This is a genomic window from Paracidovorax oryzae ATCC 19882, from assembly GCF_000687165.1.
GTDB classification, from domain to species: Bacteria; Pseudomonadota; Gammaproteobacteria; order Burkholderiales; family Burkholderiaceae_C; genus Paracidovorax; species Paracidovorax oryzae.
Map to the genome: position 1 here is coordinate 79023 of NZ_JMKU01000010.1, position 25581 is coordinate 104603.

Here is a 25581-nt window from a genome sequence, read left to right on the forward strand (position 1 = left end):
GGCACGGGTTTCATGCCCTGGTGCCCGCCGCCGGCGCACGCATGCCCAGCAAGGCCGCCCAGATCACCATGTTCATGAAGATGTAGAACATGATGCCGCTGTTGTGCGCGAAAAACACCTGCGTGAGCCCGAAGCCCGCATAGAGCAACGGGATGCACACCCCCGACAGACGCAGCGCCAATACCTGGGCACGCACCGGCTCGGGCTCGGAAGCGACCGTGGCCATGCGGCGGCGGCTGGGCCAGAACAGCGCGAGCGGCACGCCGTAGAAGCACAGCAGGAGGAACACGCCCCCGATGCCGGTCTTGACGAAGATGTCCAGCGGTTCATTGTGGACATAGATGTACTCCAGGATCGAGGGCTCGTACTGCTTCGCGGCCACCCGCGCGGCCTTTTCCCGCATGTAGCCTGCCATGCCCCAGCCGGTCCATGGCCGCTCCATGCCCACGTTCCAGGCGAAGCGCCAATGCTCCAGCCGCTGGCCGACGGAGTTGTCGGCCTCGCCGTGGGTGTCGTACTGCGTCACCTCTTCCTGCATCCGCTCCCAGCGCTTTTCCATCACGCCCCAGTTCATGGCCGTGAGCACGGCCAGCGCAGTGACCAGCACGGCGGTGATCGCGGTGGTCCGCCCCGGATGCAGGCGGTGCAGCAGCCACAGGCCCACGGGCAGCGCCAGGAGCAGCGCCAGCCAGCCTCCGCGGGACTGCGACAGCACCGAGGCATTGAGGGCCCCGAGCGCGGCCACGACCGCCAGCCATGCCACGGCGCGCGGAAGCTGGCGCCACAGGACGATCAACTGCAGGGCCAGCATCGAACCCAGCAGCAACGCCAGGTTGCCCCACTGGATGGCGTTCGTGCGGCCTGTCGGGAATCCGGAAGCGCGCAGCGCGCCCTGCACATGCACCTGCCACAGCGCCACCAGGCCCGCACCGATGCAGCCCACCAGCAGCCCCCAGAACAGCGGACGCGGCCGGGGCGGCTGCGAGGCGATGAACAGCCCGCAGACGGCGCCCAGCATGAACTTGATGGGACGGTCCCACTGGCCCATGGTTTCGCGCGGGTCGGACATCACGCACCACAGCAGCCCCATCGCGAAGGTCACCGCGACGAGGGCCAGGGTCCCCCGGTCGGGTCTCACGCGCACCCAGCGGGGGAGCGTGGCCAGGGCGCCGAGCAGGAGCAGCACGGCCCCGTAGGAATAGCCGGAAGGCAGCGTCAGCGCCAGGGCCGGCACCAGGAAGGCGGCAAGCGTCGTGAGGCGACGCGGCCAGGGGCCGGGCCCCAGCAAGGAGGAAAAGGCAGCGAGAGTCATCGGAAGGGCAAGGCGTGCTTCGCGGGCACGGGTACGGAAAAGGCGGAACGCGTGGCGCGGGCCGCAGCAGGATATTTACTCGGATGGTCTCTCCGCGGCGGATCGTAACGCAGCGCCACGGTGCCAGAATGCCGACCGTCGCGCATCCGCGCAGTCCGGCCGACACGGTATTCCATGACGCTTCGCATTTCTGCCCCCGCCCTGCGCGCGGCCTATCGCCTCGTGGCCTGCCTGCGCCCCCGCGGCAACGCCCGCTATCCCGGCCAGCCGCAGGCCGTGCTGTTCGACGGCCAGCCCGGCGCTGCGACCGCCGCTGCCGGCCAGCCGATCCCGCCACGCCTGTGGACGTACTGGGATACCGAAACCGCCGATCCGCTGGTGGACCAGTGCATCGCCAACTGGCGCATCCACTGCCCGGACTTCGAGGTGCAGGTGGTCAACCGCCGCAACATCGGCGATTTCGTGGCGGCCGGCGACCTGCCGCCGGGCTTCGCGCAGCTGCATCCGACCAAGCAGTCGGACTGGGTGCGCCTCTACCTGGTGCGCCACCACGGCGGCTACTGGCTCGACGCCACCATCCTGCTCACGCGGCCGCTGCACTGGATGGACGCGCTGCGGCAGTCGCGCGGCGCGGAATTCGTGGGCTTCTACCTGGGCGGCTACACGCACGACGAACGCTTTCCGGTCATCGAGAGCTGGGCCTTCGGCGCCCCCGCGCACGCGCCCTTCGTGACCGCTTGGCAGCAGGAATTCCACCACGCGCTGGTCACCGCCGGCACCGACGCCTACCTGGCGCAGGTGCGGGGGCAGGACGATGCGGCCGCACGGCTGCAGGGCATCGCGGACCCGGCCTATCTGCTGATCCACGTGGCTGCCCAGCAGGTGCTGCGGCGTGGCAACGCCTTCCGGCTGGCGCTCTTCAAGGCGGAGGACACTGCGTTCTTCTACCAGCAGGCCCTGCGCTGGAAGTGGTATTTGCTGTATCCGCGGCTGTGCCTGGTGCCGGCCGAGCCGGAGCCGGCGCCGCTCATCAAGCTGCGCGGCGGCGAGCGCCGGCATTTCTCGGAGCTGTTCGCCCGGCACGGCGGGCCGGCGGCCGGCAGCATCTGGCAACAGGCCTGCGGCAGCGCCGCGCCAGCGCGCGCCGGGGACGGCTCGGCAGCGTAGGGACACGCACGTCGGGGCCGCGCCAGGGCGGCCGCGGCTCAGTGGCCCGCGCGAACGGTTTCGCCCGCCTTCAGGCGGTACACCGTGCCGCAGTAGGGGCACTTGGCCTCGCCCGTGTGGGCCACGTCCAGGTACACCTTCGGGTGGGTGTTCCAGACCTTCATGTCGGCCTTGGGGCTCGGGCAGAAGACGCCGCCCTGCGGGTTCAGGTCCTTGGCGAGCAGTTCGATGGTGGCTTGCGTCATGGTGGGGGTCGCGCTGTGCGGACAGGAGAAACAAAAAGGGGTCAGACCAGCGTGAGCCAGTGGGCGTACTTCGGATTGCGGCCGTTCACGATGTCGAAGAACGCGCTCTGGATCTTCTCGGTCACGGGGCCGCGGCTGCCCGCGCCGATGGCGATGCGGTCGAGTTCGCGGATGGGCGTGACTTCGGCGGCCGTACCGGTGAAAAACGCCTCGTCGGCAATGTACACCTCGTCGCGCGTGATGCGCTTCTGCACGAGTTCCAGGCCCAGGTCCTTGCAGATGTGCAGGATGGTGTTGCGCGTGATGCCGTTGAGCGCGCCGGCGGACAGGTCGGGCGTGTACACCACGCCGTTCTTGATCACGAAGATGTTCTCGCCCGCGCCCTCGGACACGAAACCGGCGGAATCGAGCAGCAGGGCCTCGTCGTAGCCGTCTTCCGTGGCCTCCATGTTGGCCAGGATGGAGTTGGTGTAGTTGCTCACCGCCTTGGCCTGCGTCATCGTGATGTTGACGTGGTGGCGCGTGTAGCTGCTGGTCTTCACGCGGATGCCGCGCTGCATGCCTTCCTCGCCGAGGTAGGCGCCCCAGGCCCAGGCCGCGACCATCAGGTGGATCTGGTTGCCCTTGGGGGACACGCCCAGCTTCTGCGAGCCGATCCAGGTGAGCGGCCGCAGGTAGCAGGAGGCGAGCCGGTTCTCGCGCACCACGGCGCGCTGGGCCTCGTTCACCTCGTCCTGCGTGAAGGGGATCTGCATGCGCAGGATCTTGGCGCTGTTGAAGAGCCGCTCGGTGTGCTCCTGCAGGCGGAAGATCGCCGTGCCCTGCGGCGTCTGGTAGGCACGCACGCCCTCGAACGCGCCGCAGCCGTAGTGCAGCGTGTGGGTGAGCACGTGGATCTTGGCGTCGCGCCAATCCACCATCTGGCCGTCCATCCAGATCTTGCCGTCACGGTCGGCCATCGAGGGAACTACGGGGCTCATGGGATTCCTTTTTCCGGGGGCATGCTGCCGCAAAACCGGTGATTTTACGGCGCGGACGGCCCCGCGGCGGGCGGCAGCGCACCTGAAGCGCTGCCCGCAGCACCACCGCCCTCCGCGTCCGCCTCTGCCGCCGGCCGCACCAGCTCCCAGGCGGCGAGCCGGCCGCCGCGGAACTCGCAGGTCACGTGCGACTGCGTGCCGTCCGTCCAGCGGTAGCGCTCGGGCTCCTCGCCCTGGGGCGACAGCAGCTCGCCCAGCGAGCGCGTCATCGCCACCACGTGCATCAGGTTCACGCCCTCGCGCAGGCGGGCGTTCAGCATGACGGCGCTGCCCACGTAGCCGATGGGCCGGTCGGCGGCCTTGCGCATGATGTTCATGAGCCGCGTGAAATGCAGCAGCGCCCACATAAGCAGGCCGCCGCCGACGGCGAAAACGCCCTGCCAGCCATACGAGCGGTAGGCCGCGATGACGAGCAGGGCGATGAGGACGGGAATGAAGAAGCGGCGCAGCAGGTTCATGCGCCGATTGTCGTCGGCCGGGGCAAGCCCTTCGCTGTGGATGGTGCTTACAGCGTCCCCCTCGGGGGAAGGCGCCGAAGGCGGCTCAGGGGGGAATTCACCCCATGCCGCGGACCACCTCCATCGCCTCCTCTACCCGTTCCACTGCGTGGATCGTCAGGCCCTCGATGGGCTTCTTGGGCGCGTTGGCCTTGGGCACGACCGCCATGGTGAAGCCGAGCTTGGCGGCCTCCTTCAGCCGTTCCTGGCCGCGCGGCGCGGGCCGCACCTCGCCCGCCAGCCCCACTTCGCCGAAGGCGAGGAAGCCCTTGGGCAGCGGCTTGCCGCGCAGGCTGCTGGTGATGGCCAGCATCACCGCCAGATCGGCCGCCGGTTCGCTGATGCGCACGCCCCCCACGGCGTTGACGAACACGTCCTGGTCCATGCAGGCCACGCCCGCATGGCGGTGCAGCACGGCCAGCAGCATGGCGAGGCGGTCGCGGTCCAGGCCCACCGACAGGCGGCGCGGGCTGGGGCCGCCCTCGTCCACCAGCGCCTGGATCTCCACCAGCATGGGCCGCGTGCCCTCCAGCGTGACCAGCACGCAGCTGCCGGGCACCGGCTCGCTGTGCTGGCTCAGGAAGATGGCGCTGGGGTTGGTCACGCCCTTCAGCCCCTTCTCGGTCATGGCGAACACGCCGATCTCGTTCACGGCGCCGAAGCGGTTCTTGATGGCTCGCACCAGCCGGAACTGGCTGTGCGTGTCGCCTTCGAAGTACAGCACCGTGTCCACCATGTGCTCCAGCACGCGCGGGCCGGCCAGCGCCCCTTCCTTGGTCACGTGGCCCACGAGGATGATGGACACGCCCGTGGTCTTGGCCGCCCGCGTGAGGTGGGCCGCGCATTCGCGCACCTGGGCCACCGAGCCCGGCGCGCTGGTGAGCTGGTCCGAGTACACAGTCTGGATCGAGTCGATCACCGCCACGGCAGGCTGCGTCGCCTCGACGGTGGCGAGGATCTTCTCCAGCTGGATTTCCGCCAGCACGTTGACCTGGCTGTGGTCCAGCCCCAGCCGGCGCGAGCGCAGCGCCACCTGGGCGCCGCTCTCCTCGCCCGTCACGTAGAGCGTGGGCAGGCCCAGGCGCTGCAGCGCGTCCAGCGCCTGCAGCAGCAGGGTGGATTTGCCGATGCCCGGATCTCCCCCGATGAGGACCACGCCGCCCTCGACCACCCCGCCGCCCAGCACCCGGTCCAGCTCCTCGATGCCGCTGGCAGAGCGTGCCACGTCGGCCGCCTCGATGGCCGACAGCGGCGTCACCGCCTGCGACTGCGCCAGGCCCGCATGCTGCGGCGTGCTGTATCGGTTCTTGCCCGGCCCGGCCTCGGCGGCGGACTCCACCAGCGTGTTCCAGGCCCCGCAGGCGGGGCACTTGCCGAGCCAGCGCGGGCTGGTGCCCCCGCATTCGGTGCAGGTGAAAACGGTCTTGTCTTTGGCCATGGAAGCAGGAGCCCGCGGGCAGCGGGCAGCATGAAAGAAAAGGAAAGAGGAAAAGGGACGCGCGCAGCCCCGGAGAAGGCATGCGCGGCAGCCACGGGCGGGGTGGCTGGCATGCACATGGGGCCGTCGATGCCAATTTTCACGGGGTGGCCGGCGGCGGATCGTGCAGGAAAACCGCGTAACCGTAAGCAAATGCGTCGTCAACCCTATCCTACTCTGCGTGCACGGCACCCTCCCTAGGATGGGCCTCCCGGTGGCATGACGCCGCCTTGTTTCCTAGAACGGAGAACGAACCTATGACCAAGAACACCGCACTTTCCGCATCGCGCCGCTGGCTGGTGGCCGCACCGATCGCGCTGGCATCGGTGCTGGCCCTGTCCGCCTGCGACCGCAACAAGGAAAGCAACGTCAACACCACGCCGGCCACCACGCCGGCCCCGGCGACCACGGCACCCGCCTCCGATGCTGGCACGTCGGGCACCGGAAGCAGCTCCGGCGGTGCGGTCTTCGGCGGAACGGCCCCTGGCGCGGCGTCCTCCGCCCCCTCCGGCGGTGCCGTCTTCGGCGGCACGGCGACCACGCCCCCCGCCTCCGCGGCCTCCGACGCCGCCAGCGCCGCACGCTGACGCATCCCCACCCGCTGCGGGACGCGCGCTTCCCGCCCGCAGCACAATAGCCTCCCCGGCCCGGCGCATGCCTTTCGTGCGCCGGGCCATTCCGCGCCCACGGCGGCGCGATCCCGAGGAGGCAGGAGACGATGCAGGTTGCGATCTATGGTGCCGGCGCCATCGGCGGCTGGCTGGGCATGGCACTGTCGCGCGGTGGTGCCGACGTGTCTTTCGTGGCGCGGGGCCCCACACTGGATGCCCTGCGCACCCAGGGCCTGCGCTGCATCCGACCGAACGGCGCCTGCGAGGCCGCGCCCGTCGCGGCCCATGACGATCCGGCCGCGCTCGGTGCGCAGGACGTGGTCGTCCTGGCCGTCAAGGCCCCCGCACTGCCCGACGTGGCCGCACGCATCGCCCCGCTGCTGGGCCCCGGGACCACCGTGCTCACGGCCATGAACGGCGTTCCGTGGTGGTTCCTGGAGGGATGCTCCGGCCCGGCGCATGGGCGGGAGCTGGCTTCCGTGGACCCTGGCGGATCGCTGGCACGCGCCATCCCCACCGAACGGGTGGTCGGCGGCGTGGTGCACGCCAGTTGCTCTGTCGATGGGCCCGGCATCGTGCGGCAGCATTTCGGCAACCGGCTCATCCTGGGCGAGGCCGGCGGCGGCACCACCCCGCGCCTGGAAGCGCTTTCGGCGCTCATCGCCCGCGGCGGCATCGAGGTGGAACCGTCCCCGCGCATCCAGCAGGACATCTGGTTCAAGCTGTGGGGCAACATGACGATCAACCCCATCAGCGCCCTGACCGGCGCCACCACCGACCGCATCCTGGATGACGACCTCGTGCGAGGCTTCGTCTCCGCCGTGATGCTGGAAGCCAAGGCCATCGGCGAGCGCCTGGGCCTGCGCATCGACCAACAGCCCGAAGACCGGCACGCGGTGACGCGCAAGCTCGGCGCCTTCAAGACCTCCATGCTGCAGGACGTGGAGGCCGGCAAGCCGCTGGAGATCGACGCCCTGGTGGGCGCCGTGCACGAACTGGGCCATGCCACCGGCGTGCCCACGCCCCACACCGATGCGCTGCTGGGCCTCGTGCGCCTGTTCGCATCCAACCGTCTTTCCCTTCGCAACGACACCCGCCCATGACCTCTGCCCTCACCCTCTACTACGCCCCCGGCACCTGCGCGCAGGCAGTGCGCATCGCCCTGCACGAAGCCGGCGCGGAGTACCGCCTGGTGCGCCTCGACTTCCCGGCCGGCCAGCAACGCAGTCCGGAATACCTCGCGGTCAACCCCAAGGGCCGCGTGCCCGCGCTGGTCACCGAAGAGGGCACGCTGACCGAGACGCCCGCCCTGCTCGCCTACGTGGCCCAGCGCTTTCCGCAGGCGCGCCTCGCGCCCACCGATGCCTACGGCTTCGCGCGCATGCAGGAGTTCCACAGCTACCTCGCCTCCACCGTGCACGTCGCCCATGCGCACCGCCCCCGGGCGATCCGCTGGGCCGACGAGCCCGAGGCCATCGCCGCGATGCAGCGCAAGGTGCCGCAGAACATGACCGAGTGCTTCGAGATGATCGAGCAACACGGCCTCGGCGACGGCCCGTGGGTGATGGGCGACCAATACACGGTCGCCGACGGCTACCTGTTCACCGTGGCCGGCTGGCTGGCCAGCGACGGCGTGGACATCGCCCGCTTTCCCAAGGTCCACGCCCATTCGCAGCGCGTGGCGGCGCGCCCGGCGGTACAGCAAGCACTGGCCTGAGCCTGCGGAGGGCCGCCCGCATCACCGCAGCGCGGCTTCGTCGCTCCACGCGAAACGCACGCGCGGCTCGATCTGCGCGATCTCCGCGCGCAGCAGCGACGCCAGGCGGGCGGCCTCGCGCTGCGTGAGGCGCGCGACGGTGGTGGACAGGCTCACGGCCGCGAAGGCGCAGCCGCCCGGGTCGCGCACGGCATGGCCCACGGCGGCAGTATTGGTGTTGAGGCAGCCGCCGCTGCGGGCATAGCCCAGTGCGCGCGTCTGCGCGATGAGCGTGCGCAGCGACGGCACGTCGAGCCCGCCGTAGCGCCCGAGCACTCCCGCATGGGCGGCGAGCGACGCCTCCACCCGGGCATCGTCCTGCGCGGCCAGCAGGGCCAGGCCCGCGGCGCCCACGCCCAGCGGCCGCCGGCCGCCCACCGTGACGGACAGGGGCGGATCGAGCCGCTGCGCATGGGTGTGGTCATGGCAGACGGCTTCGAGCCCGCTGCGCACGAACAGATAGGCGGCATAACCCGTGGCCTCCGCCAGGCGGCGCAGGTGGGCCGCGAAGAGCGGCGCCACGTCGTGCCGCGCGCGGGCGGCCAGCCCCACCTCGAAGGCCAGCCGGCCCAGCACGTAACCGCGCCCGTCGGGCAGCAGCGTCACGAGGCGCGCCTGCGCGAGGTCGCGCAGCAGGCGGTGGACGGTCGGATGGGGTATGCCCGACTGGCGGGCGATGTCCGACAGCGAGAGGCCTCCCGCGTCGTAGCGCGAGAGCTGGTCGAGGATGCGCAGGACGCGGTCTAGCACCACGGTGGTCATGGGCGCCAGCATACCCGCCGGGGAATGGAATCCCGCGGCTTCTTGTCCATACCGTGGACAAACTACTGGCGCGGCCGGGAAGGCAGGCAACAATCCCGGCAACGACCACCAGGAGACAGCATGCGTTCCATTCCATCCGATTCCCGCTCCATGCCGCGCCGCGCTGCCATGGGCGCCGCCGCGGCCCTGCTGCTGGGCGCCGCCGCCGGTCCCCTGGCCGCGCAGGAAGCCTTCCCCTCCCGCCCCATCCGCTTCATCGTGCCCTACGCGGCCGGCGGTACCACCGACCTCGTGGCGCGCACGGTGGGCGCGCGCATGGCGCAGACGCTGGGCCAGCCCGTCGTGATCGACAACCGCGGCGGCGCGGGCGGCAACATCGGCATGGACGCGGTGGCCAAGGCCGCGCCGGACGGCTACACCGTGGGCATGGGCGCGATCTCGACCAACGCGCTGAACCCGCACATCTACAAGAAGATGCCCTTCGACCCGCGCAAGGACTTCACGCCCGTGGGCCTGCTGGGCCAATCGACCATCGTGCTGGAGGCCGGCCCCGCGCTGCCTGTGAAGAACGTGGCCGAACTGATCGACTACGCACGCAAGCACCCCGGCCTGCCGTTCTCCACCGCGGGCGCGGGCACCTCCATGCACCTGGCCGGCGTGCTGTTCGGGCAGCTGAGCAAGACCGAATGGACGCACGTGCCCTACAAGGGCAGCGCCCCGCTCATCACCGACCTGATCGCGGGCCAGGTGCCCGTGGCCTTCGACAACCTGCCCGCGTCGCTGCCGCACATCCAGGCCGGCAAGCTGCGGGCGCTGGCCGTGGCGGGATCACAGCGCTCACCCGCCCTGCCCGACGTGCCCACCCTGGCCGAATCGGGCCTGGCCGGCTATGCGGTGGAGCCATGGTTCGGGGTCTATGGTCCCGCGGGCATGCCGGCCGCGGTGGTGCAGCGCCTGGACAAGGCCCTGCAGGAAGCGCTGGCCGACCCCGCCGTGAAGGACCGCCTGCAGGCCGCCGGCTTCACGCCGCGCGGCTCCTCCGCGGCCGAGCTGGGTGCGCTGACGCTGCGCGAGTACGACCGCCTGGGCCAGGTGGCCCGCAAGGCCGGGATGACCGTGGACTGAAGCTCCGCCATGCCACAGCACACCGACGCCACCCACGACCCATCCCTGCGCAGCTGGGTCGAATCCGCCAACGCCGCGGGCTGCGACTTTCCCATCCAGAACCTGCCCTTCGGCCGCTTCCGCGCGCAGGATGGCAGTGCCCGCATCGGCGTGGCCATCGGCGACCGGATCCTGGACCTGCAGGCCGCGGGCCTCGTGGCCGGCGACGACATGAACGCGCTGATGGCCGCAGGGCCGCAGGCGCGCCGGGCCCTGCGCGCGCGGCTGTCGCAGGGCCTCGCCGCCGGCAGCCCGCAGCAGGCCGCATGGCAGGGCGCGCTGCTGCCGCAGGCGGGCACCGGGATGCTCGTGCCCTGCCGCATCGGCGACTACACCGACTTCTACACCAGCGTGCACCACGCCACCAACGTGGGCCGGCAGTTCCGCCCCGACAACCCGCTGCTGCCCAACTACCAGTGGGTGCCCATCGGCTACCACGGCCGCGCGTCCTCCATCGGCGTGAGCGGCGCGGCAGTGCGGCGCCCCCGCGGCCAGCTCAAGGCCCCCGATGCCGCGGCGCCCGTGCTCGCGCCCAGCCGGCGGCTGGACTACGAACTGGAACTGGGATGGTTCATCGGTGCGGGCAACGCGCAGGGCGAACCCATCGGCATCGGCGAGGCGGAAGAGCACCTGTTCGGCGTCGCGCTCTTCAACGACTGGAGCGCGCGCGACATCCAGGGCTGGGAGTACCAGCCGCTGGGCCCGTTCCTCTCGAAGAATTTCGCGAGCACGCTCTCGCCCTGGGTGGTGACGCTGGAGGCCCTGGCGCCGTTCCGCGCGCCCTTCACGCGGCCGGAGGAGGACCCACAGCCCCTGCCCTACCTGGACTCACCCGCCCACCGCGCCGCGGGCGCCTTCGACATCACGCTGGAAGTGCTGCTGCAGACGGAGCGCATGCGCACTCAGGGCCTGCCGCCAGTGCGGCTGTCACGCACCGGCACCACGCGCGCCGCCTACTGGACGCCCGCGCAGCTGGTGGCGCACCACACGGTGAACGGCTGCAACCTGCAGAGCGGCGACCTGCTCGGCTCGGGCACCCTGTCCGGCCCCGGCCCGCAGGAGGCCGGCTCGCTGCTGGAACTGGCCGCGGCCGGTCGCCAGCCCGTGCGCCTGCCCACGGGCGAGGAGCGCAGCTTCCTGGAGGACGGCGACACGGTCACGCTGCGCGGCTGGTGCGAGCGCGAGGGCGCGGTGCGCATCGGGCTGGGCGAGGCCAGCGGGACGATCTCCGGCTGACGGCGCCCGTCACGCGTGCCGCGGGCCGGTCATTTCTCGACCTTCAGCACGCGCCAGTCGATGCGGTTGTCGGCGCGGTGCGGCAGCTCCACCTTCTGCGTGGCGGCCCAGGGAATGATCTGGTTGTAGAGCGGGATGTGCGAGATCAGCTCGTGGTCCTTCAACAGGGCCTGCTCGATGAGGCCGTTGCGCGTCGCGGCATCGGTTTCCTTCTTGATCCGCTCGATCAGCGCGTCCTGCTGCGGGTCGGAGAAGCGGCCCAGGTTGAAGTTGCCGTCGCCGCCCGCGCCGGGCGAGCGGACCAGCGACTGCAGCGAATAGAACGCATCGAAGGTCGGCACGCCCCAGCCCAGCAGGTAGATGCTGGCCTCGTTGCGCTGGATCATCGGGAAGTACGTGGCGAACGGCTGGGTGCGCAGCTTCGCGCGCACGCCCACCTTGGCCCACTGCGCCGTGATCGCCTGGCAGAGCTGCTCGTCGTTCGTGTAGCGGCCCGCGCTGCACGCGAAATCGACCTCGAAGCCCTGCGGATAGCCCGCATCGGCCAGCAGCTTCTGCGCGGCGGCGGGGTCGTAGGGCCAGCGCACGTCGGCCTTCTGCGTCCAGCCGTTCACCTGCCGCGCGATGAGCGCGCCGGTAGGCTGCGCGAGGCCGCGCAGCGTCACGCGCTGGATGGTCTGGATGTCGATCGCCTGGTAGAGCGCGCGACGGACGCGCACGTCCTTGAGCGGGTTCTTGCCCTTCACGCTCGATCCGGACAGTTCCTCGCGGAACTGGTCCAGGCCCAGGAACAGCGTACGGTTCTCCGGACCTTCCAGCACCTTGAAGCCCTGCGTCTGGCGCACGCGCGCGATGTCCTGCGGGCTGGGATCGAGCACGAAGTCCACCTCGCCCGACAGCAGCGCCGCGGTGCGGGTCGCATCGGATTTGATCGGGGTATAGACCACATCGGTCACGTTGCCGGCGAATTTGCCCTTGCCCCACCAGTGGGGATTGGCCGCGAGCACGGTGCGCTGGTCGGGCGACCACGACTTGAGCACGAACGGACCCGTGCCCAGCGCGTTGCGGTGCGTGTAGGGCTCGTCGCTGGTCTTGATGTCCTTGGGGGTGGTCGCGTTGTTCTTCTCGGCCCAGGGCTTGCTCAGGATGCGCAGCTCGGTGAGCTGGTTCACCAGCACCGGGTTGGGCACGTCCGAGAAGATGTCGATGGTCTGCGCATCGACCGCCTGCACGCGGTCGATGCCCTGGGCATAGACCGCGTAGTTGGAGGTCTTAGCCTTCGCGCGCTCCAGCGAGAACTTCACGTCCTCGGCCGTGAGCGGCGAGCCGTCGCTGAACTTCACGCCCTGCCGCAGGGTGAGGCGCAGCTGGGTCGGGCTCACCTGCTTCCAGGCGGTGGCCAGCTGCGGCTCGGGCTTGAAGGTCTTGCTGTTGTATTCGACCAGCGTCTCGTACACCGCCGAATGCAGCACATTGTTCGGGCCCACGTTGTGGGCATGCACGTCCCAGGTGGTCACGTCGGCCGAGCGGGCAAAACGGAAAGTGGCCGCCTGCGTTGCCAGGGGCAGGGCTGCCGTGAGCGAGGCCGCGAGCGCGGCCGCCAGGAGGGTTCTGGAAAATCGCATGGTGGTGTCTTCTTCTTGAATGGGGCTGCTCCGCAGCGAGGGTGCCACTATGCCAAGCTGCCCCTGCCTGCAGAACGACTTTGTGGTTGTATCGATATGCGGGGCGCAGGCGCAGCCCGCGTCCCTGTCGCCAATTCAGCGGTGGCCGCCCTGGAGCATGCGCACCGCCTGCGGCAGCGACCGCGCCTCGGGCAGGAAGCGGTCGAGCGCGGCCCCGAGCACCACGGCGCACAGCACCGCGCCCAGCAGGGGCTTCCAGGTGAGGCGCACGGCGGCCGCGAGCCAGCCCGCGCGCTCCACGCCCATGGCGGCGCGCGCCGTGGCATAGGAGAAAGCCAGTTCCACCGCCACGGCCAGCAGCACGTCGAAGCCGAAGTACAGCAGCGCGAGCGCCCCCGCGCCGAACAGCACGGCCGCGCCGATGAGAAAAATCGCCACCACGGGCACGACCACCACCGCGCCCTCGTCGGCCTCGGCGGCGGCGCCCAGGGCATTGCCCGCCATGTCGCCCAGGGCGTCGCCGAAGTGCCCGTCGGCCCCGGCCCCCGCGAAATCGCCGCCGCCGGACTGCGGCAGCGTGGGCGATCGCCCGCCGGCACTGCGCACGGCCCGTGCGGCCAAGTCTCCGGCGTCGTACAGGGCGTCGGCCACGTCGAGCACATCCACGCCGCTGGAGGCATCCACATCCCCCTCGCCCCGGTCCCGCGCGTTCCGGGCAGGCAACCGCACGAGCCGAGCCGCCCAGAGCCGCAGGACCAGCAGGTAGGCGACATAGCCCGCCCCGAGCGTGGCCAGGTAACGCACGGCGAGCGACTCCACGCCCAGCACCATCTGCGTGTGCGAAACCGCCCACATGAAGGCCATCATGAAGGCACCGATGCACCAGCCGTGCACTCGCAGCTGGTAGCGGCTCAGCAGCGAAGCCTCCAGCGTCCGTCCGGGCGTGCGCACGCGGCGCCAGTTCGATCCCCCGGCGCGCTGGCCGGGCCGCGTACGCCCGGCGGGCATCAGTCCACCACCACCGGCACCCGCGGCGCCAGGGCGCACATCAGCTCGTAGCCCACGGTGCCGGCCGGCTGCGCCACATCGTCGATGCACAGCACGGCCCCGCAGGACGCCCGCCCCCAGAGCGTGGCCTCGCTGCCCACGCCCGCTTCCACGCCCGCCTCGTGCAGCGGCGAGAGATCCACGGTGATCATGTCCATGCTCACCCGTCCCACGGTGCGGGTGCGCACGCCGTTCACCAGCACCGGCGTGCCCGTGGGGGCATGGCGGGGATAGCCATCGGCGTAGCCGCAGGCCACCACGCCGATGGCGAGCGGCCGGTCCGCCGTGAAGGAAGACCCGTACCCCACCGTATCCCCGGGCTGCAGCTGCTGGGTGCCGATGATGCGCGCCGACAGCGTCATGGTGGGTGCGAGGCCCCAGTGCGCTGCCGTGTGTTCGGGGTGGTCGGCGGCGGCGCCATAGAGCACGATGCCCGCACGCACCCAGTCACCGCGCACCCGCGCGTCGCCACCGGCATGCCGCAGGGTGGCGGCGCTATTGCTGACCGTGCGCTCGCCCGGCAGGTCCTGCGTGGCGGTGCAGAAGGCTTCGATCTGGTGGGCGATGCCGCGCGGCCCGTCGGCGTCGCTGAAGTGGGTCATGAACGAGATTTCGTCCACCTGCGTCAGCGCATTCAGGCGCGCCCAGGCCGCCCGGTAGCGCGCCGGCGGGAAGCCCAGGCGGTTCATGCCCGAATTCATCTTGAGAAAGACCCGGTGCGGAGCATGCGTCTTGTGCGCGGAAAGCCAGTCGATCTGCTCGTCGCAATGCACCACGTGCCAAAGCGACAGGCGCGAGCACAGTTCCAGGTCGCGCGGCTCGAACACCCCCTCCAGCAGCAGGATGGGCCCCCGCCATCCCAGCTGGCGCACCCGCTCGGCCTCGCCCAGGTCCAGCAGCGCGAAGCCGTCCGCCCCGCGCAGCCCTTCGAACGCGCGCTCGATGCCGTGGCCGTAGGCATTGGCCTTGACCACGGCCCACACGCGGGCGTCGGGCGTGGCGGCACGGGCGCGCGCCAGGTTTTGCTGCAGTGCAGCAGTGTGGATCGTGGCTTGTATGGGGCGCGGCATGGAGGCTGGACGGCAGGTGGAAAGGGGGGAATTCTGGCATCGGAGCGTATAGGGCGCGTGATATAACCGCCAGTCACTTGCAGCCGGGTCCGAGATTTAACAGGGCATCAGTTCCGCTGATGCACCCCACAGCCATTCGATGAAGCGCGGTTTCTACACCATCATGTCGGCGCAGTTCTGCAGCTCGCTGGCCGACAACGCACTCTTCGTGGCGGCCGTCGAACTGCTGCGCACCAACGGCTCCCCGGAATGGCAGCGGGCCGCGCTGGTGCCGATGTTCGCCCTGTTCTACGTGGTGCTGGCCCCCTTCGTCGGGGCCTTCGCGGACGCGATGCCCAAGGGCAAGGTCATGTTCGTGAGCAACGCGATCAAGGTCGTCGGCTGCCTCATGATGCTGTTCGGATCCCACCCGCTCATCGCCTATGCCGTGGTGGGCCTGGGCGCAGCGGCCTACTCCCCCGCCAAGTACGGCATCCTCACCGAACTGCTGCCGGCCTCGCAGCTGGTCAAGGCCAACGGCTGGATCGAGGGCCTCACGATCGCCTCCATCATCCTGGGCGTGCTGCTGGGCGGACAGCTGGTGGGCCCCAACATCTCCGGATGGCTGCTGTCGGTGGACATCCCGTTCGTGGACACCGGCGTGGACACCGCGGCCGAAGCGGCCATCGCCACGCTCATCACCGTCTATCTCGCCGCCGCCTGGTTCAACACCCGCATTCCGCACACCGGTGTCGAAATGCGCCCCATGCCGCGCAACCCGCTGGCGCTGCTCCCCGATTTCTGGGCCTGCAACAACCGCCTCTGGCGCGACAAGCTCGGGCAGATCTCCCTGGCCACCACCACCCTCTTCTGGGGCGCAGGCGGCAACCTGAAATTCATCGTGCTGGCCTGGGCGGCCGCCGCGCTGGCCTACAACACCACCCAGGCCTCGGCGCTCACGGGCGTGGTGGCCATCGGCACCGCGGTGGGTGCCGTGGTGGCCTCCATGCGCATGCGGCTGGACATGGCCACCAAGGTCATCCCTCTGGGCATCGCCATGGGCGTGCTGCTGATCCTGATGGTGTTCATCAAGAGCATCTGGATCGCCATTCCCTTCCTGATCCTGCTGGGCGGGCTGGGCGGCTACCTGGTCGTGCCCATGAACGCGCTGTTGCAGCACCGCGGGCACAACCTCATGGGCGCCGGCCGGTCCATCGCCGTGCAGAACTTCAACGAACAGGCGGCCATCCTGGGGCTGGGTGCGTTCTACAGCCTCTCGCTCAAGATGGGGCTGTCGGTGTTCGGCGCGATCACGGCCTTCGGGCTCGTGGTGGCAGGCGTGATGTGGCTGATCCGGCGCTGGCACATCCACAATTGCACCCGCCATCACGACGAGGTGGAGCACCTGCTGCACCTCGCGCGGCACGACCACCACCACTGAAGTACCGGCCCCCGGTGGGCCGCGCACGGTGCCGGCGCGCGCGGCCCCTTCTGGCGCCCGCCGCCGTTCCGGCCCGGATTTCTCCATGACCTCCCCGCTGCCCATCCTCGCCCTGCTGTTCAATGCCTTCGTCTGGGGGCTGGCATGGTGGCCCTTCCGGCTGATGCACGCAGCAGGCCTGCACCCGCTCTGGGCCACGGCAGTGATGTATTGCGGCGTGCTGGTCGCGCTGCTGGCGTTGCGCCCGGGCCTCTGGGCGCAGGTGCGCGCGCATCCGCAGCTCTGGCTGCTCGCCCTCAGCTCGGGACTGAACAATGTGGCCTTCAACTGGGCGGTCACCGTGGGCGACGTGGTGCGCGTGATCCTGCTGTTCTACCTCATGCCCGCCTGGGCGGTGCTGCTGGCCTGGAAGGTGCTCGGCGAGCGCCCCACGGCCGGGGCGATCGCGCGGCTGGCGCTGGCCTTCGCAGGCGTGGTGCTGGTGATCTGGCCCGGGGACGCGTCCGCGCAGGCACTGCTGCACGGGCTGTCGATGGCCGACGGCCTCGCCCTGCTGGGCGGCTTCATGTTCGCGCTCACCAACGTCACGCTGCGGCGCCTGCACGCGGTGCCGGGGCAGGCCCGCATGTTCTCGATGTTCGGCGGCTGCATGCTGATGGCGCTCGTGGTGGGCACGATCGGCCTGCACGCGGGCGTGGTGGAGCCCTTCCCCGCGCCGAACGCCACCTGGATCGCCACGGCGGCGCTGCTCGCGGGCGTGCTGCTGCTGGGCAACTGGGCGCTGCAGTTCGGCGCGTCCCGGCTGGCGGCGGGCACGACGGCGATCGTGATGCTCTCGGAAGTGGTGTTCGCCAGCGTGTCGTCGGTGCTGCTGTCGGCGGCCACGCTGCAGCCGCGCACGCTGCTGGGTGGCGGCATGATCGTGCTGGCCGCGCTGCTGGCTTCGCTGCAGCGGCGCTGAGCACGGGGCCAGGCGGCTGACGGCCAGTAAAAACGGCCCCGGACAATTACACTGCCACGATCGGGAGCGGCAGCCCCCGGCCCATTTCCCGGGACTCGCCCCTCTCGCCCAACAGCCTTTGTCAGCTATTGCAGCACATACCCATGGTTCGTTCGCTATTGGATACGAGGCGCACGGGGATCGCTACATCCCAGGCCAGCATGCTTGCCACCGACACACCGGAGGGCCCGGCTCTTCAGTCCAGGCTGAGGCAGAAAAGATCGGCTGCCTATGTACAGGCCATGGCACAGCTGGATGCCGGCGGTCATGTGCAGAGCCCTGCAGCACGGCAAGCACTGCTGGATGCCATCCGCCAGGAACTGCCCGACATCGCAGTCGATGCGCTGCCGCTGGGGATTGTGGCGCGCTGCCATCTCGGCCCCCCGCACGAGGTTCACACACTGGACTGCAGCGCACGGATCATTCGGCACTTCAAATCCCATGAAGCTCTCCCAACCCAGCTGGAACATGCCCGCAGTCTGGCCCTACACCCAGGCTATGCTTTTGTAGAGGTGTATGCCACACGCTTGATCGCGGTCAGCCTTTCAGGGCAGACGGCGCTCATCGATGTTTGAACACCGCCACCAAGCGCCATGAATCGAGACCCCGGCACGCTGGCCTTACACCATTCCATCCAGATGGACCACATGGGACGGGATATGGCACAGGTTCGCTCCGACATGTCGCGCCTGGGGCAGGCATTTTCCGATTTCGTAGACGCCGACTTCAGGGCGAAGGAACTCAGCCTGGCAGAAACCCGCCAGGCCAGGCTTCGCCAGGAGATAGAGAGCCGCTTTGGCCAGAATGACCGGGTGCGCCACCATGCGATCGGCATCCTCCAGGCTGCGGACATCCAACTCGTTCGCCGTGAAACCCTGCGTGGCGCCACGGAAGAACTGATGCTGTCCGCCCCAGGCTACTGGCTGGCCCCCGCCCTGGTGGCCCTTGCCGCGTGGCTGGCGGACGACCGCGACCTGGCCCAGCGCGCAGTGGCCGAGTCGCTGCGCCGCGATGACGAGAAAACTTCGCTTTTCTTCGCCCTGGTCACACGCCGCGCCTGCCGCAACGAGGCCAGCCGCGCATGGCTGGATCGCTTCTTCGGCCTGCAGAATCCGCTCGGGCTGGACCGCCAGGCCGTCATCATGGTGGACGCCATGGCCAACGGCGTGTTCGCTGCCGATGCAGTCCACTCATGCTCGCGGCGCATCGCCGCCTGGATCGAGGAATTGTCTCGGCAGGTCGACTTCGCGGAGGCACAACGCGGCCAATGGATCGAGGCACTGCGCGCCAAGGCCCCCCGCGTAAACCATGCCCGTCGCTATCCCCATCTCGCGCGTTACAGCTCGACTTGGCAACTGCTCAACGACAACCTGAACGCTGCGGGGATGCAATCAGCGGTGCTTCAGCATTTTCAGAAGGTATTCGACGGAGAGATCAGGCCGGCGAGCAACGTGCTGAAGGCAGTGGACAGCCTGCTGGACGCCCTCATCACACACTTCGACGATGAAGAGCTGGAACTGCGCAGGCAGGAAGAACTGTGCAAGCTCATCATCGAGGAGAACGGCGACATCCAGGCCGCGCAGAACCGCTATCAACAGCGGACCAGGACACTGGACGAGCAGGTGGACTTCATGCAACTGCTGGCCAATGCTGCCATGCACCCCGAAAGCACGCATGCGTCCCGCGCCACCCAGCGTCTCGCCATCGCTCACTTGCGCGGCTGGATCCTGGATGCGCATGCCGACATCACGGCAAGGGCCCGCAACGCAGTGGCGCAGAAAGTCTTCATCACCATAGAGGACTGGCAAGGCGAGAGCCGCCAGGGAGACAATGAAGCAGATTTGCTCTCCAACCTGAACGGCCACCTCGACCAGCGCGAAGCCCACCATCTTTCCGCGGCCAGGACAGGATTCGGGCCCTGGCTCGCGATGGCGGTCGGCTTCGCACTGGTTCTGATGGGCGTCAACGGGGGCCCGATGGTTCTTCTGCTGGGCATGATCGTTGGGAACGGTGCCTATGCCATTTACGCCAAGAAGAAAAAGCGACGCGCCGAGATCCGGCTCGATGCCGCACGTCTGAAACAACAATCCACGCAAGCCCTGCGTGCCTGCCTTGCCGAACTGGTGGAACTGCGCCGGGAGCTTGCACAAAGCGATGCCGTGGCTGCCAATGTCACTGCCCTGCTCGAAGGCATCAGCCCGGATCATCATCTGCAGCCCGGCCACAACACGGTGCGCCGCGTGCTCTCAACCGCTCCCTGAAAAGCTGGAGGAGACCGCCATGGCCGACGAATTTCCCGACCTCTCCGTACCACCGGCGGCCGCACGGCCGCCTGCCCCTGTTGCGCCGCCACCGCCAGACGCACCGCAACCGGACACCGCATCAACGCAAGCCGATGTTCTGGCCGGCGCCCTGCCCGGTTGGGATCTTCTGCCCTCATCGCCATTCGTACGGCGTGTCAGGTGATGCAGCAGTGGCAGAACCCTGAGTTCGCGCCCGGCGAGGCATCCATGCAGCAAGAGGATCCACAAACCTACGCGCAATGGAGTGCGTTGCTCGAACGGCTGGCCCGTGGCGACGACGACGCGCACTGCCTGCAGCAACTCCGCCAGGGCACGTTGTCCTGGACGGGTGGCGTGGCGCCGCTGTTCGCCCAGCGCATGAGCGACGAAGTGCATCGCCGCCTCCGGGTGTGCGCAGACAGGCTGGGCCGGGACCTGCGCCTCGGCACGGATGAAACCCAGGTCGTGCGGGCGTTGCTGCAGGCGCGCGCGCAACTGGGCTTCATTCACCAGCTATGCCATCTGCCGGCACTTCCCGCGGACATACGCGCCCGGCTCGCGGCCGAAGTGTCCACGTTCGCCGAAAAATCGCAGCGTTCGCTGATGGACAGCGCCCGGGGCGACCGTACCGGACGTCTTGCATTCCTGGTTCGGAACACGTCCCTGCTGCACTACCAGCGGGACGGTGCCGGCGCCCCCCCGGCAGCAGCCCCTATCGCCACCAGTACGCGCCGCAGGCGCCAGATTCTTCTCTGAACCCGCGCATGGACACGACCGAATTCAAAGCGACGCTCACGCGATACCTCAAGGCCCGCATTCCTTTCATCTCGATCCGCAGCGCCGAACGCAACCGCGTCCTCGAATTGCTGCGCGAAACAGTAGCTTCGCTGCAAGCGCCGGTATTTGTCCACACGCTCTCCCAGGGCACCCGCGATCTGGCCAGCAGCCGCAGCATGAATGATGATCGCTCAGTCACGGGTGCCGTGGATTTTGCGAGCCAGCAGTTCGCCCAGCGCCAGAACCTGACTGCCGTGCTGACCGAGGTATCCGACATCGAAAACGACACACCTGCAGCACGGCACCTGCTCGACGTGGTCATGCTGGCCGCAGAACACGGAGGATCGGTCGTGGTCATCACCACCCAGCCCGTGTGGGGCCAATTGCAGCGGACCGGCATGTCGCTCGTCCTGTCGCCGCCGACCGAGGACGAAATGCTGGCGATCATCCGTGACAACCTGTCGGCCTACCGCGACCAGATGCCCATCGAATGGGACGAGGAAGACGAGCGCCGCGCAGCCGCCTCGCTGGTGGGCGTTTCGCGCATCGAGGCAGAGAACATCATCGCGACCCTGCTGGCCAACGGACGCATCACCAAGGCAGACATGGTCGAAGTGATGCATGCCAAGGACCGCATATTCGCCGATATCACCGGAATCGAACGTGTGAATGTGCGCGGCACCGAGCTCCATGTAGGCGGGCTCGGGGGACTCCGCGCCTGGTTGGAGAAGGAACAGCCCTTGCTCACGGCCGATCTGCGCGAACGCGGCATCCGGCCGCCGCGCGGCGTGCTGCTGGTGGGGGTTCCGGGTTGTGGCAAATCGCTCTCGGCCAAGGCGATCGCAGCCGACTGGCGCCTGCCCCTGTATCGTCTGGATTTGTCCACGATTCACGGACAGTATCTGGGCCAGAGCGAGTCGAGGCTCAAGGACGCGCTGGCCACTGCAGACCATGTGTCGCCCTGCGTGCTGTGGATCGACGAGATCGAAAAAGGACTGGCAGGCGCAGGCTCCAGCGGCGACGGGGGCACGGCGACGCGGCTGGTGGGCCAGTTCCTGTACTGGTTGCAGGAGTCACGCGCTCGTGTATTCGTAGTGGCCACTGCCAATGACGTATCCCGCCTGCCTCCGGAGCTCTTGCGCCGAGGCCGCTTCGACGAACTTTTCTTCGTGGATCTGCCGACGCCACCCGAACGGCGCGAAATCATCGAAATCTACACCCGGCGCGGGCTTCGCCAGGTCGTGGACTCCGGCCTGATCGACGAGTTGGTGCATCTGTCCGATGGCTTCGCCGGATCGGATCTGGAATGCGCCGTGCGGGAAGTGGTGAAGGAGGCCTATCTGCGCGGCGACGCCGCAGTCACGCCTGAGCTATTTCGCCGCAGCTTCATCAACGTGGTACCGTTGTCCCAAACCGCCCCGGAGCAGATCGAAAGCATCCGCGCCTGGGGCAGGGAGCGTGCCGTGCCGGCCTCCGGCCATCCCATCGGGCAGCCCTCCAGCCAGCAGCGTCCACGGCGCCAGGTACTGGGCTAAATCAGTGCACCATGCAAACCGCCATTCGGGAGAGCCATGACCTCAGCCTATGACTTCGATGCCCTGCAGATGGACGGCCAGACGGTGCCGCTGCGCCAGTACGCGGGCCGCGTGCTGCTCATCGTGAACACCGCCAGCGCCTGCGGCTTCACGCCGCAGTTCGCGGGCCTGCAGGAACTGCACCAGCGTTACGCGGACCGCGGGCTCGCCGTGCTGGGCTTTCCGTGCAACCAGTTCGGCCGGCAGGATCCGGGTTCGAACGGCGAGATCGCCGCGTTCTGCCAGCGCAACTACGGCGTGGATTTCCCGATGATGGCCAAGATCGACGTGAACGGATCCGAGGCGCCGCCGCTCTACCGCTGGCTGACCGCGGAGGCGCCGGGCCTGCTCGGCACCAAGGCCATCAAGTGGAACTTCACCAAGTTCCTGGTCGGCCGGGACGGCCAGGTGATCCGCCGCTACGCCCCCACCGACAAGCCCGCATCGCTCGCCGCGGACATCGAGGCGGCGCTCGCCAGCCCCGCGCCCTGATCCACCCCGGTCAGTCGGACAGTTCGCGCTGGGGCCTGCCGGTGATCTCGAAACGCCGGGAAAACCCCAGCGGCCTGGAGACCCCGCGCGCCTCCGGCATCAGGGGCACGCGCAGGCGGGACCGCGGCAGCACCTTCAACCGCCAGTCGGTGCCGCCGATGAAGCGGAACCGCACCGTGTCCGTTCCCTCCACGCCCAGCAGCAGGAAACTGCCGGTGGAATACATGCCGCCGAGGGTGGCGGAGTCCAGCAGTTCCAGGCTGGGGCTGAAGAGGTGGATGCCGAGGAATTCCTCGTCCGGCACGTCGTCGGTGGTGAACAGCAGGTAGCCGCTGTCGCAGCGGAACGCGGCCTCCAGCAGCGCCGCCTCCACGGTGCGGCCGGTGCGCTGGCCGGCCAGCACGATGTCGCTCAGTGGCTTGTGCCGCGCGTCGGCCTCCCGCAGGAGATGGAGGGAGAGTTCTTCGGGAGCGAGGACATCCATGGACCGGGCGCCTCACCAGAGCATGTCCACGCCGAAGGCGGCCAGTGCGCCCCCCACGAAGGCGCCGACCGCCACGCAGACCGGCGCCCCCGGACCGCAGGCCAGGCCCGCGAGCGCCCCGCCGGCCATGCCGCCGCCGATGCCCGCGCCGGTCACGGCCACCTCGCGGCCGGTCGCGGCGACCTTGTCCTGCGCCGTCGCCACGTTGTACACCGACAGCGCCAGCGACAGCACGATGAGCCCCCGCCCTGCGCGCGACAGACCCCGCATGGTCTGGGTGACGCGCGGGTTGGATTTGCCCGCGGATTTCACGATCTCCGCATAGACGCCGTTCTGCTGCGCTGCCGTGAGCCGGTCGAACTGCGCGCCCGGACCATGCAGCTGCTGCACCTTGCGCGCGATGAGTTCGTTGAGCGTCTTGCCCTCGGCCTTCAATTGCTGTGCCATGGCCCGCCCGAAGGGGGTGCTGCGCCCGCGGATCACTTCCATGATCACGTTGCGCGTGTCCTGCGCCTGCTGCGCGGCCTGCGCCCAGGTGATGCGCCCCGACAGGGCCTGGGTGCGCAGTTCGTTGGCCATGGCGTCGATCTGGCGGGTATAGGCGAGCCGGGCATTGGCGTCGATGGTCATGTGCGCGCCGGCATTGCCCATCTCCACCTTGAGCATCCAGACGGCTGTCTCGAACGCTGAGCGGTCCTGGACGGAATTGTCATTGTCGGTGGTCATGTCTCCTCCTGCCCGTTCTGATGCGCCCGGCTCCCCGAAAAATGGTGCCCTGGGGCTGGTGCCAACCGTACCAGCGCAGGCCGCCACGGTTGCGCAACGACCCGTCACAAAGGTCATTTTTGGTATCCATTGATACCAGAAGCCTACCCAGGAGGGGTAGGCAGGACGCGCGTTTTACGCTTTAGTAAATACTTCGCATTCACGCCACCATGCACAGGAGGGAAGCCCATGCAGAACACCATCATCGCCCGCCCACTCCGGCGTGCTCGCCCGGCACGCCTTGCTCTGGCGTGCGCGCTTGCCTTGGCCGCGTCCGCGGCAGGCGTCGCACCGGCCTGGGCGCAAACCACCGCGGCGGCGGGCGCGGAGCCCGAGCCCGGCATGTGGGCCTTCGACGGCGAACAGAATGGCAAGCCGGGACGCGGCCTGCAGATCGACACCCAGGAAGGCCAGGGCATGGTCGTCTCCTATGTCGGCTACCGGTCCAATGGGTCCTCCCTCTTCCTCCAGGCCAGTGGCCTGCGCCCGGCGGGCAGCACCGCGTTCACCGGCACGCTGCAGGAGTTCCGCAACGGCCCCGTGATCGGCGGTTCTGCCGGCAACGGGGAGCCGTCCACCAGCCTGGGAACCATCCAGCTCAGCTTCGACACCCCCACGTCCGGCACGGTGACGCTGCCCGGCGACGTGCCTCGGCGCATCTCGCGGCTGACATACCAGGCTCGATGGAATGAACCGACCAAGAATTACCTGGTACTGCCGACCGCAGGCTCTGAACAGGAGTACGCGATCCAGCTGGCGCAGGGCAGTTTCCGCCTGAGCCAGACATCGACCCGCGACGGCACGCTGTGCACCTATTCCGGCCCCTACCAGACCCGGGGCGCCGGGATCGAGGGCGAAGGCACGAAGCTGTGCACGGACGCGGCGGGTACCCAGCGCAGCAAGGCCATCCGGATCGAGCGGTTCGCCATCGACAGCTACGGGCTCTTCTCCGGCACGGTGCTGTCCAGCGACGGCACGGAATTCCTGTCCGGGTCCTGCTATTACCAGGCGGTCTTCCTCGGCGGCTATCCCGCATGCCTCACGGTCCGGCGGGACGAAGTCGTCGTGCAGCCAGGCATGTGGAGCTTCGACGGCGAATTGGACGGCAAGCCGGGCCGCAGCCTTCAGATCGACACCCAGGGCGGCAGCCGGACGCTGCTTGTCTCCTACCTGGGATACCGCCAGGACGGCTCGTCGATGTTCCTGCAGGGCGCGACGCCGGGCCCCATCTCTCCGACCAACTACGGCGTCGTGCTGAAGGAATACCGCAACGGCCCGGCGATAGGCGGCCCCGTCACTTCCGGCGAGGAGGCCTCGACGGTGGGCGAAGTGCAACTGGCCTTCGACGGTCCCACGGCGGGCACGGTCAAGCTGCCTTTCGAATCCACGCCGCGTCGCATTTCGCGCTACCGCTACGAGGACCATACCGCGCGTTTCAACAAGGAATTCGCCAGCTACGTGTATCCGTTCGGAGGGGAGCACGGCGTGAAGACGCTGTTGAACATCGCGGCGCGCAACAACGTGTTCCAGATGAAATCCACGCCCGCCACCAGCAACTATTGCGAATACAAGGGTACGTACCGCCTGGCCGGCAACGGACTGGCCTCGGAAGGCACCCGCACCTGCTTCAGCGACGGCGGTACCACGACCACCGACACCCCCTACCGCATCACCGACCTGACCGTGGACCACAACGGGCTGCTGCGCGGAAGGATCGAGGAAGCAGAGGGCACGCGGCTGGTCACCGGCCGGTGAGACGGCCGAACGCCCATGGACCA

The 25581-nt window shown here is 69.0% G+C and carries 25 protein-coding genes; 14 read left to right on the forward strand and 11 right to left on the reverse strand.

Features of this window, described 5'->3' with window-relative positions; translation table 11 throughout:
• Window positions 1-10: 10 nt before the first annotated feature.
• Complete coding sequence (locus T336_RS0110035) at window positions 11-1312, reverse strand: O-antigen ligase family protein (RefSeq protein ID WP_026432434.1); 1302 nt, start codon at window positions 1310-1312, stop codon at window positions 11-13.
• Window positions 1313-1486: 174 nt separating this feature from the next.
• Here T336_RS0110035 and T336_RS0110040 point away from each other — a divergent pair, with 174 nt between their 5' ends.
• A complete protein-coding gene (locus T336_RS0110040) occupies window positions 1487-2479 on the forward strand; it encodes a glycosyltransferase family 32 protein (RefSeq protein ID WP_026432435.1) in 993 nt (330 codons plus the stop codon).
• A gap of 38 nt (window positions 2480-2517) precedes the next feature.
• Here T336_RS0110040 and T336_RS0110045 read toward each other — a convergent pair whose 3' ends face one another.
• The 4 genes from T336_RS0110045 to radA all read right to left on the reverse strand — a co-directional run bounded on the left by T336_RS0110045 (window position 2518) and on the right by radA (window position 5699).
• Window positions 2518-2724 carry a zinc-finger domain-containing protein gene (locus T336_RS0110045; RefSeq protein WP_019700823.1) on the reverse strand — a complete coding sequence of 69 codons (207 nt, stop codon included), beginning with the start codon at window positions 2722-2724 and terminating at the stop codon, window positions 2518-2520.
• Between the two features lie 41 nt (window positions 2725-2765).
• Entirely contained in the window at window positions 2766-3704 is a 939-nt protein-coding gene (locus tag T336_RS0110050) for a branched-chain amino acid transaminase (RefSeq protein ID WP_026432436.1), read from the reverse strand.
• A gap of 44 nt (window positions 3705-3748) precedes the next feature.
• Window positions 3749-4222, reverse strand: a complete 474-nt coding sequence (locus T336_RS0110055; protein WP_026432437.1) for a hypothetical protein — start codon at window positions 4220-4222, stop codon at window positions 3749-3751.
• 97 nt (window positions 4223-4319) lie between these two features.
• A complete protein-coding gene (gene radA, locus T336_RS0110060) occupies window positions 4320-5699 on the reverse strand; it encodes a DNA repair protein RadA (protein ID WP_026432438.1) in 1380 nt (459 codons plus the stop codon).
• 296 nt (window positions 5700-5995) lie between these two features.
• On the opposite strand from radA, the gene T336_RS0110065 reads away from it, so the two are divergent.
• The 3 genes from T336_RS0110065 (at window position 5996) to T336_RS0110075 (ending at window position 8066) form a co-directional block, all read left to right on the forward strand.
• Window positions 5996-6325 (forward strand): hypothetical protein, encoded by a 330-nt coding sequence (locus tag T336_RS0110065; RefSeq protein ID WP_026432439.1) that lies wholly within the window; start codon window positions 5996-5998, stop codon window positions 6323-6325.
• 131 nt (window positions 6326-6456) lie between these two features.
• Window positions 6457-7452 carry a 2-dehydropantoate 2-reductase gene (locus tag T336_RS0110070; RefSeq protein ID WP_026432440.1) on the forward strand — a complete coding sequence of 332 codons (996 nt, stop codon included), beginning with the start codon at window positions 6457-6459 and terminating at the stop codon, window positions 7450-7452.
• On the forward strand, window positions 7449-8066 hold the full coding sequence (locus T336_RS0110075) for a glutathione S-transferase family protein (protein WP_026432441.1): 618 nt from the start codon (window positions 7449-7451) through the stop codon (window positions 8064-8066). The genes T336_RS0110070 and T336_RS0110075 overlap by 4 nt, the downstream gene beginning before the upstream one ends.
• 21 nt (window positions 8067-8087) lie before the next feature.
• On the opposite strand, the gene T336_RS0110080 is transcribed toward T336_RS0110075, so the two are convergent.
• Window positions 8088-8867 (reverse strand): IclR family transcriptional regulator, encoded by a 780-nt coding sequence (locus T336_RS0110080; RefSeq protein WP_026432442.1) that lies wholly within the window; start codon window positions 8865-8867, stop codon window positions 8088-8090.
• A 120-nt stretch (window positions 8868-8987) separates the two neighbouring features.
• On the opposite strand from T336_RS0110080, the gene T336_RS0110085 reads away from it, so the two are divergent.
• Both T336_RS0110085 and fahA read left to right on the forward strand, forming a co-directional pair.
• Window positions 8988-9992, forward strand: coding sequence for a Bug family tripartite tricarboxylate transporter substrate binding protein (locus T336_RS0110085; protein WP_026432443.1), 1005 nt, complete (start codon window positions 8988-8990; stop codon window positions 9990-9992).
• Between the two features lie 9 nt (window positions 9993-10001).
• Window positions 10002-11267: a fumarylacetoacetase gene (gene fahA, locus T336_RS0110090; protein ID WP_026432444.1), complete on the forward strand. Its 1266-nt coding sequence runs from the start codon at window positions 10002-10004 to the stop codon at window positions 11265-11267.
• A 29-nt stretch (window positions 11268-11296) separates the two neighbouring features.
• Here fahA and T336_RS0110095 read toward each other — a convergent pair whose 3' ends face one another.
• The 3 genes from T336_RS0110095 to alr all read right to left on the reverse strand — a co-directional run bounded on the left by T336_RS0110095 (window position 11297) and on the right by alr (window position 15009).
• Complete coding sequence (locus T336_RS0110095; protein ID WP_026432445.1) at window positions 11297-12892, reverse strand: ABC transporter substrate-binding protein; 1596 nt, start codon at window positions 12890-12892, stop codon at window positions 11297-11299.
• Window positions 12893-13027: 135 nt separating this feature from the next.
• Window positions 13028-13900: a hypothetical protein gene (locus tag T336_RS0110100; RefSeq protein ID WP_026432446.1), complete on the reverse strand. Its 873-nt coding sequence runs from the start codon at window positions 13898-13900 to the stop codon at window positions 13028-13030.
• Complete coding sequence (alr, locus tag T336_RS0110105; protein ID WP_026432447.1) at window positions 13900-15009, reverse strand: alanine racemase; 1110 nt, start codon at window positions 15007-15009, stop codon at window positions 13900-13902. Before alr ends, T336_RS0110100 begins: the two co-directional genes overlap by 1 nt.
• Before the next feature lie 139 nt (window positions 15010-15148).
• Between alr and lplT the strand changes: the two genes are divergently transcribed.
• From lplT to T336_RS0110135, 7 genes are all read left to right on the forward strand, one after another.
• A complete protein-coding gene (lplT, locus tag T336_RS0110110; RefSeq protein WP_019700810.1) occupies window positions 15149-16429 on the forward strand; it encodes a lysophospholipid transporter LplT in 1281 nt (426 codons plus the stop codon).
• A gap of 85 nt (window positions 16430-16514) precedes the next feature.
• Window positions 16515-17390 (forward strand): DMT family transporter, encoded by an 876-nt coding sequence (locus T336_RS0110115; protein WP_026432448.1) that lies wholly within the window; start codon window positions 16515-16517, stop codon window positions 17388-17390.
• Between the two features lie 200 nt (window positions 17391-17590).
• Entirely contained in the window at window positions 17591-18004 is a 414-nt protein-coding gene (locus tag T336_RS24960; RefSeq protein ID WP_156957828.1) for a hypothetical protein, read from the forward strand.
• A gap of 18 nt (window positions 18005-18022) precedes the next feature.
• The gene (locus T336_RS24965; RefSeq protein ID WP_156957829.1) at window positions 18023-19690 is read left to right on the forward strand and encodes a hypothetical protein; all 1668 of its coding nucleotides are present in this window, start codon (window positions 18023-18025) and stop codon (window positions 19688-19690) included.
• A gap of 204 nt (window positions 19691-19894) precedes the next feature.
• Complete coding sequence (locus T336_RS24970) at window positions 19895-20467, forward strand: hypothetical protein (protein ID WP_051647113.1); 573 nt, start codon at window positions 19895-19897, stop codon at window positions 20465-20467.
• Window positions 20468-20475: 8 nt separating this feature from the next.
• A complete protein-coding gene (locus tag T336_RS0110130; protein WP_026432449.1) occupies window positions 20476-22023 on the forward strand; it encodes an AAA family ATPase in 1548 nt (515 codons plus the stop codon).
• A 36-nt stretch (window positions 22024-22059) separates the two neighbouring features.
• Window positions 22060-22554 carry a glutathione peroxidase gene (locus tag T336_RS0110135; protein WP_013592815.1) on the forward strand — a complete coding sequence of 165 codons (495 nt, stop codon included), beginning with the start codon at window positions 22060-22062 and terminating at the stop codon, window positions 22552-22554.
• Between the two features lie 10 nt (window positions 22555-22564).
• On the opposite strand, the gene T336_RS0110140 is transcribed toward T336_RS0110135, so the two are convergent.
• Window positions 22565-23038 carry a hypothetical protein gene (locus tag T336_RS0110140; RefSeq protein WP_019700808.1) on the reverse strand — a complete coding sequence of 158 codons (474 nt, stop codon included), beginning with the start codon at window positions 23036-23038 and terminating at the stop codon, window positions 22565-22567.
• Window positions 23039-23050: 12 nt separating this feature from the next.
• The gene (locus T336_RS0110145; RefSeq protein ID WP_019700807.1) at window positions 23051-23764 is read right to left on the reverse strand and encodes a hypothetical protein; all 714 of its coding nucleotides are present in this window, start codon (window positions 23762-23764) and stop codon (window positions 23051-23053) included.
• 228 nt (window positions 23765-23992) lie between these two features.
• Between T336_RS0110145 and T336_RS24975 the strand changes: the two genes are divergently transcribed.
• Entirely contained in the window at window positions 23993-25558 is a 1566-nt protein-coding gene (locus tag T336_RS24975; protein ID WP_156957830.1) for a hypothetical protein, read from the forward strand.
• Window positions 25559-25581 lie beyond the last annotated feature (23 nt).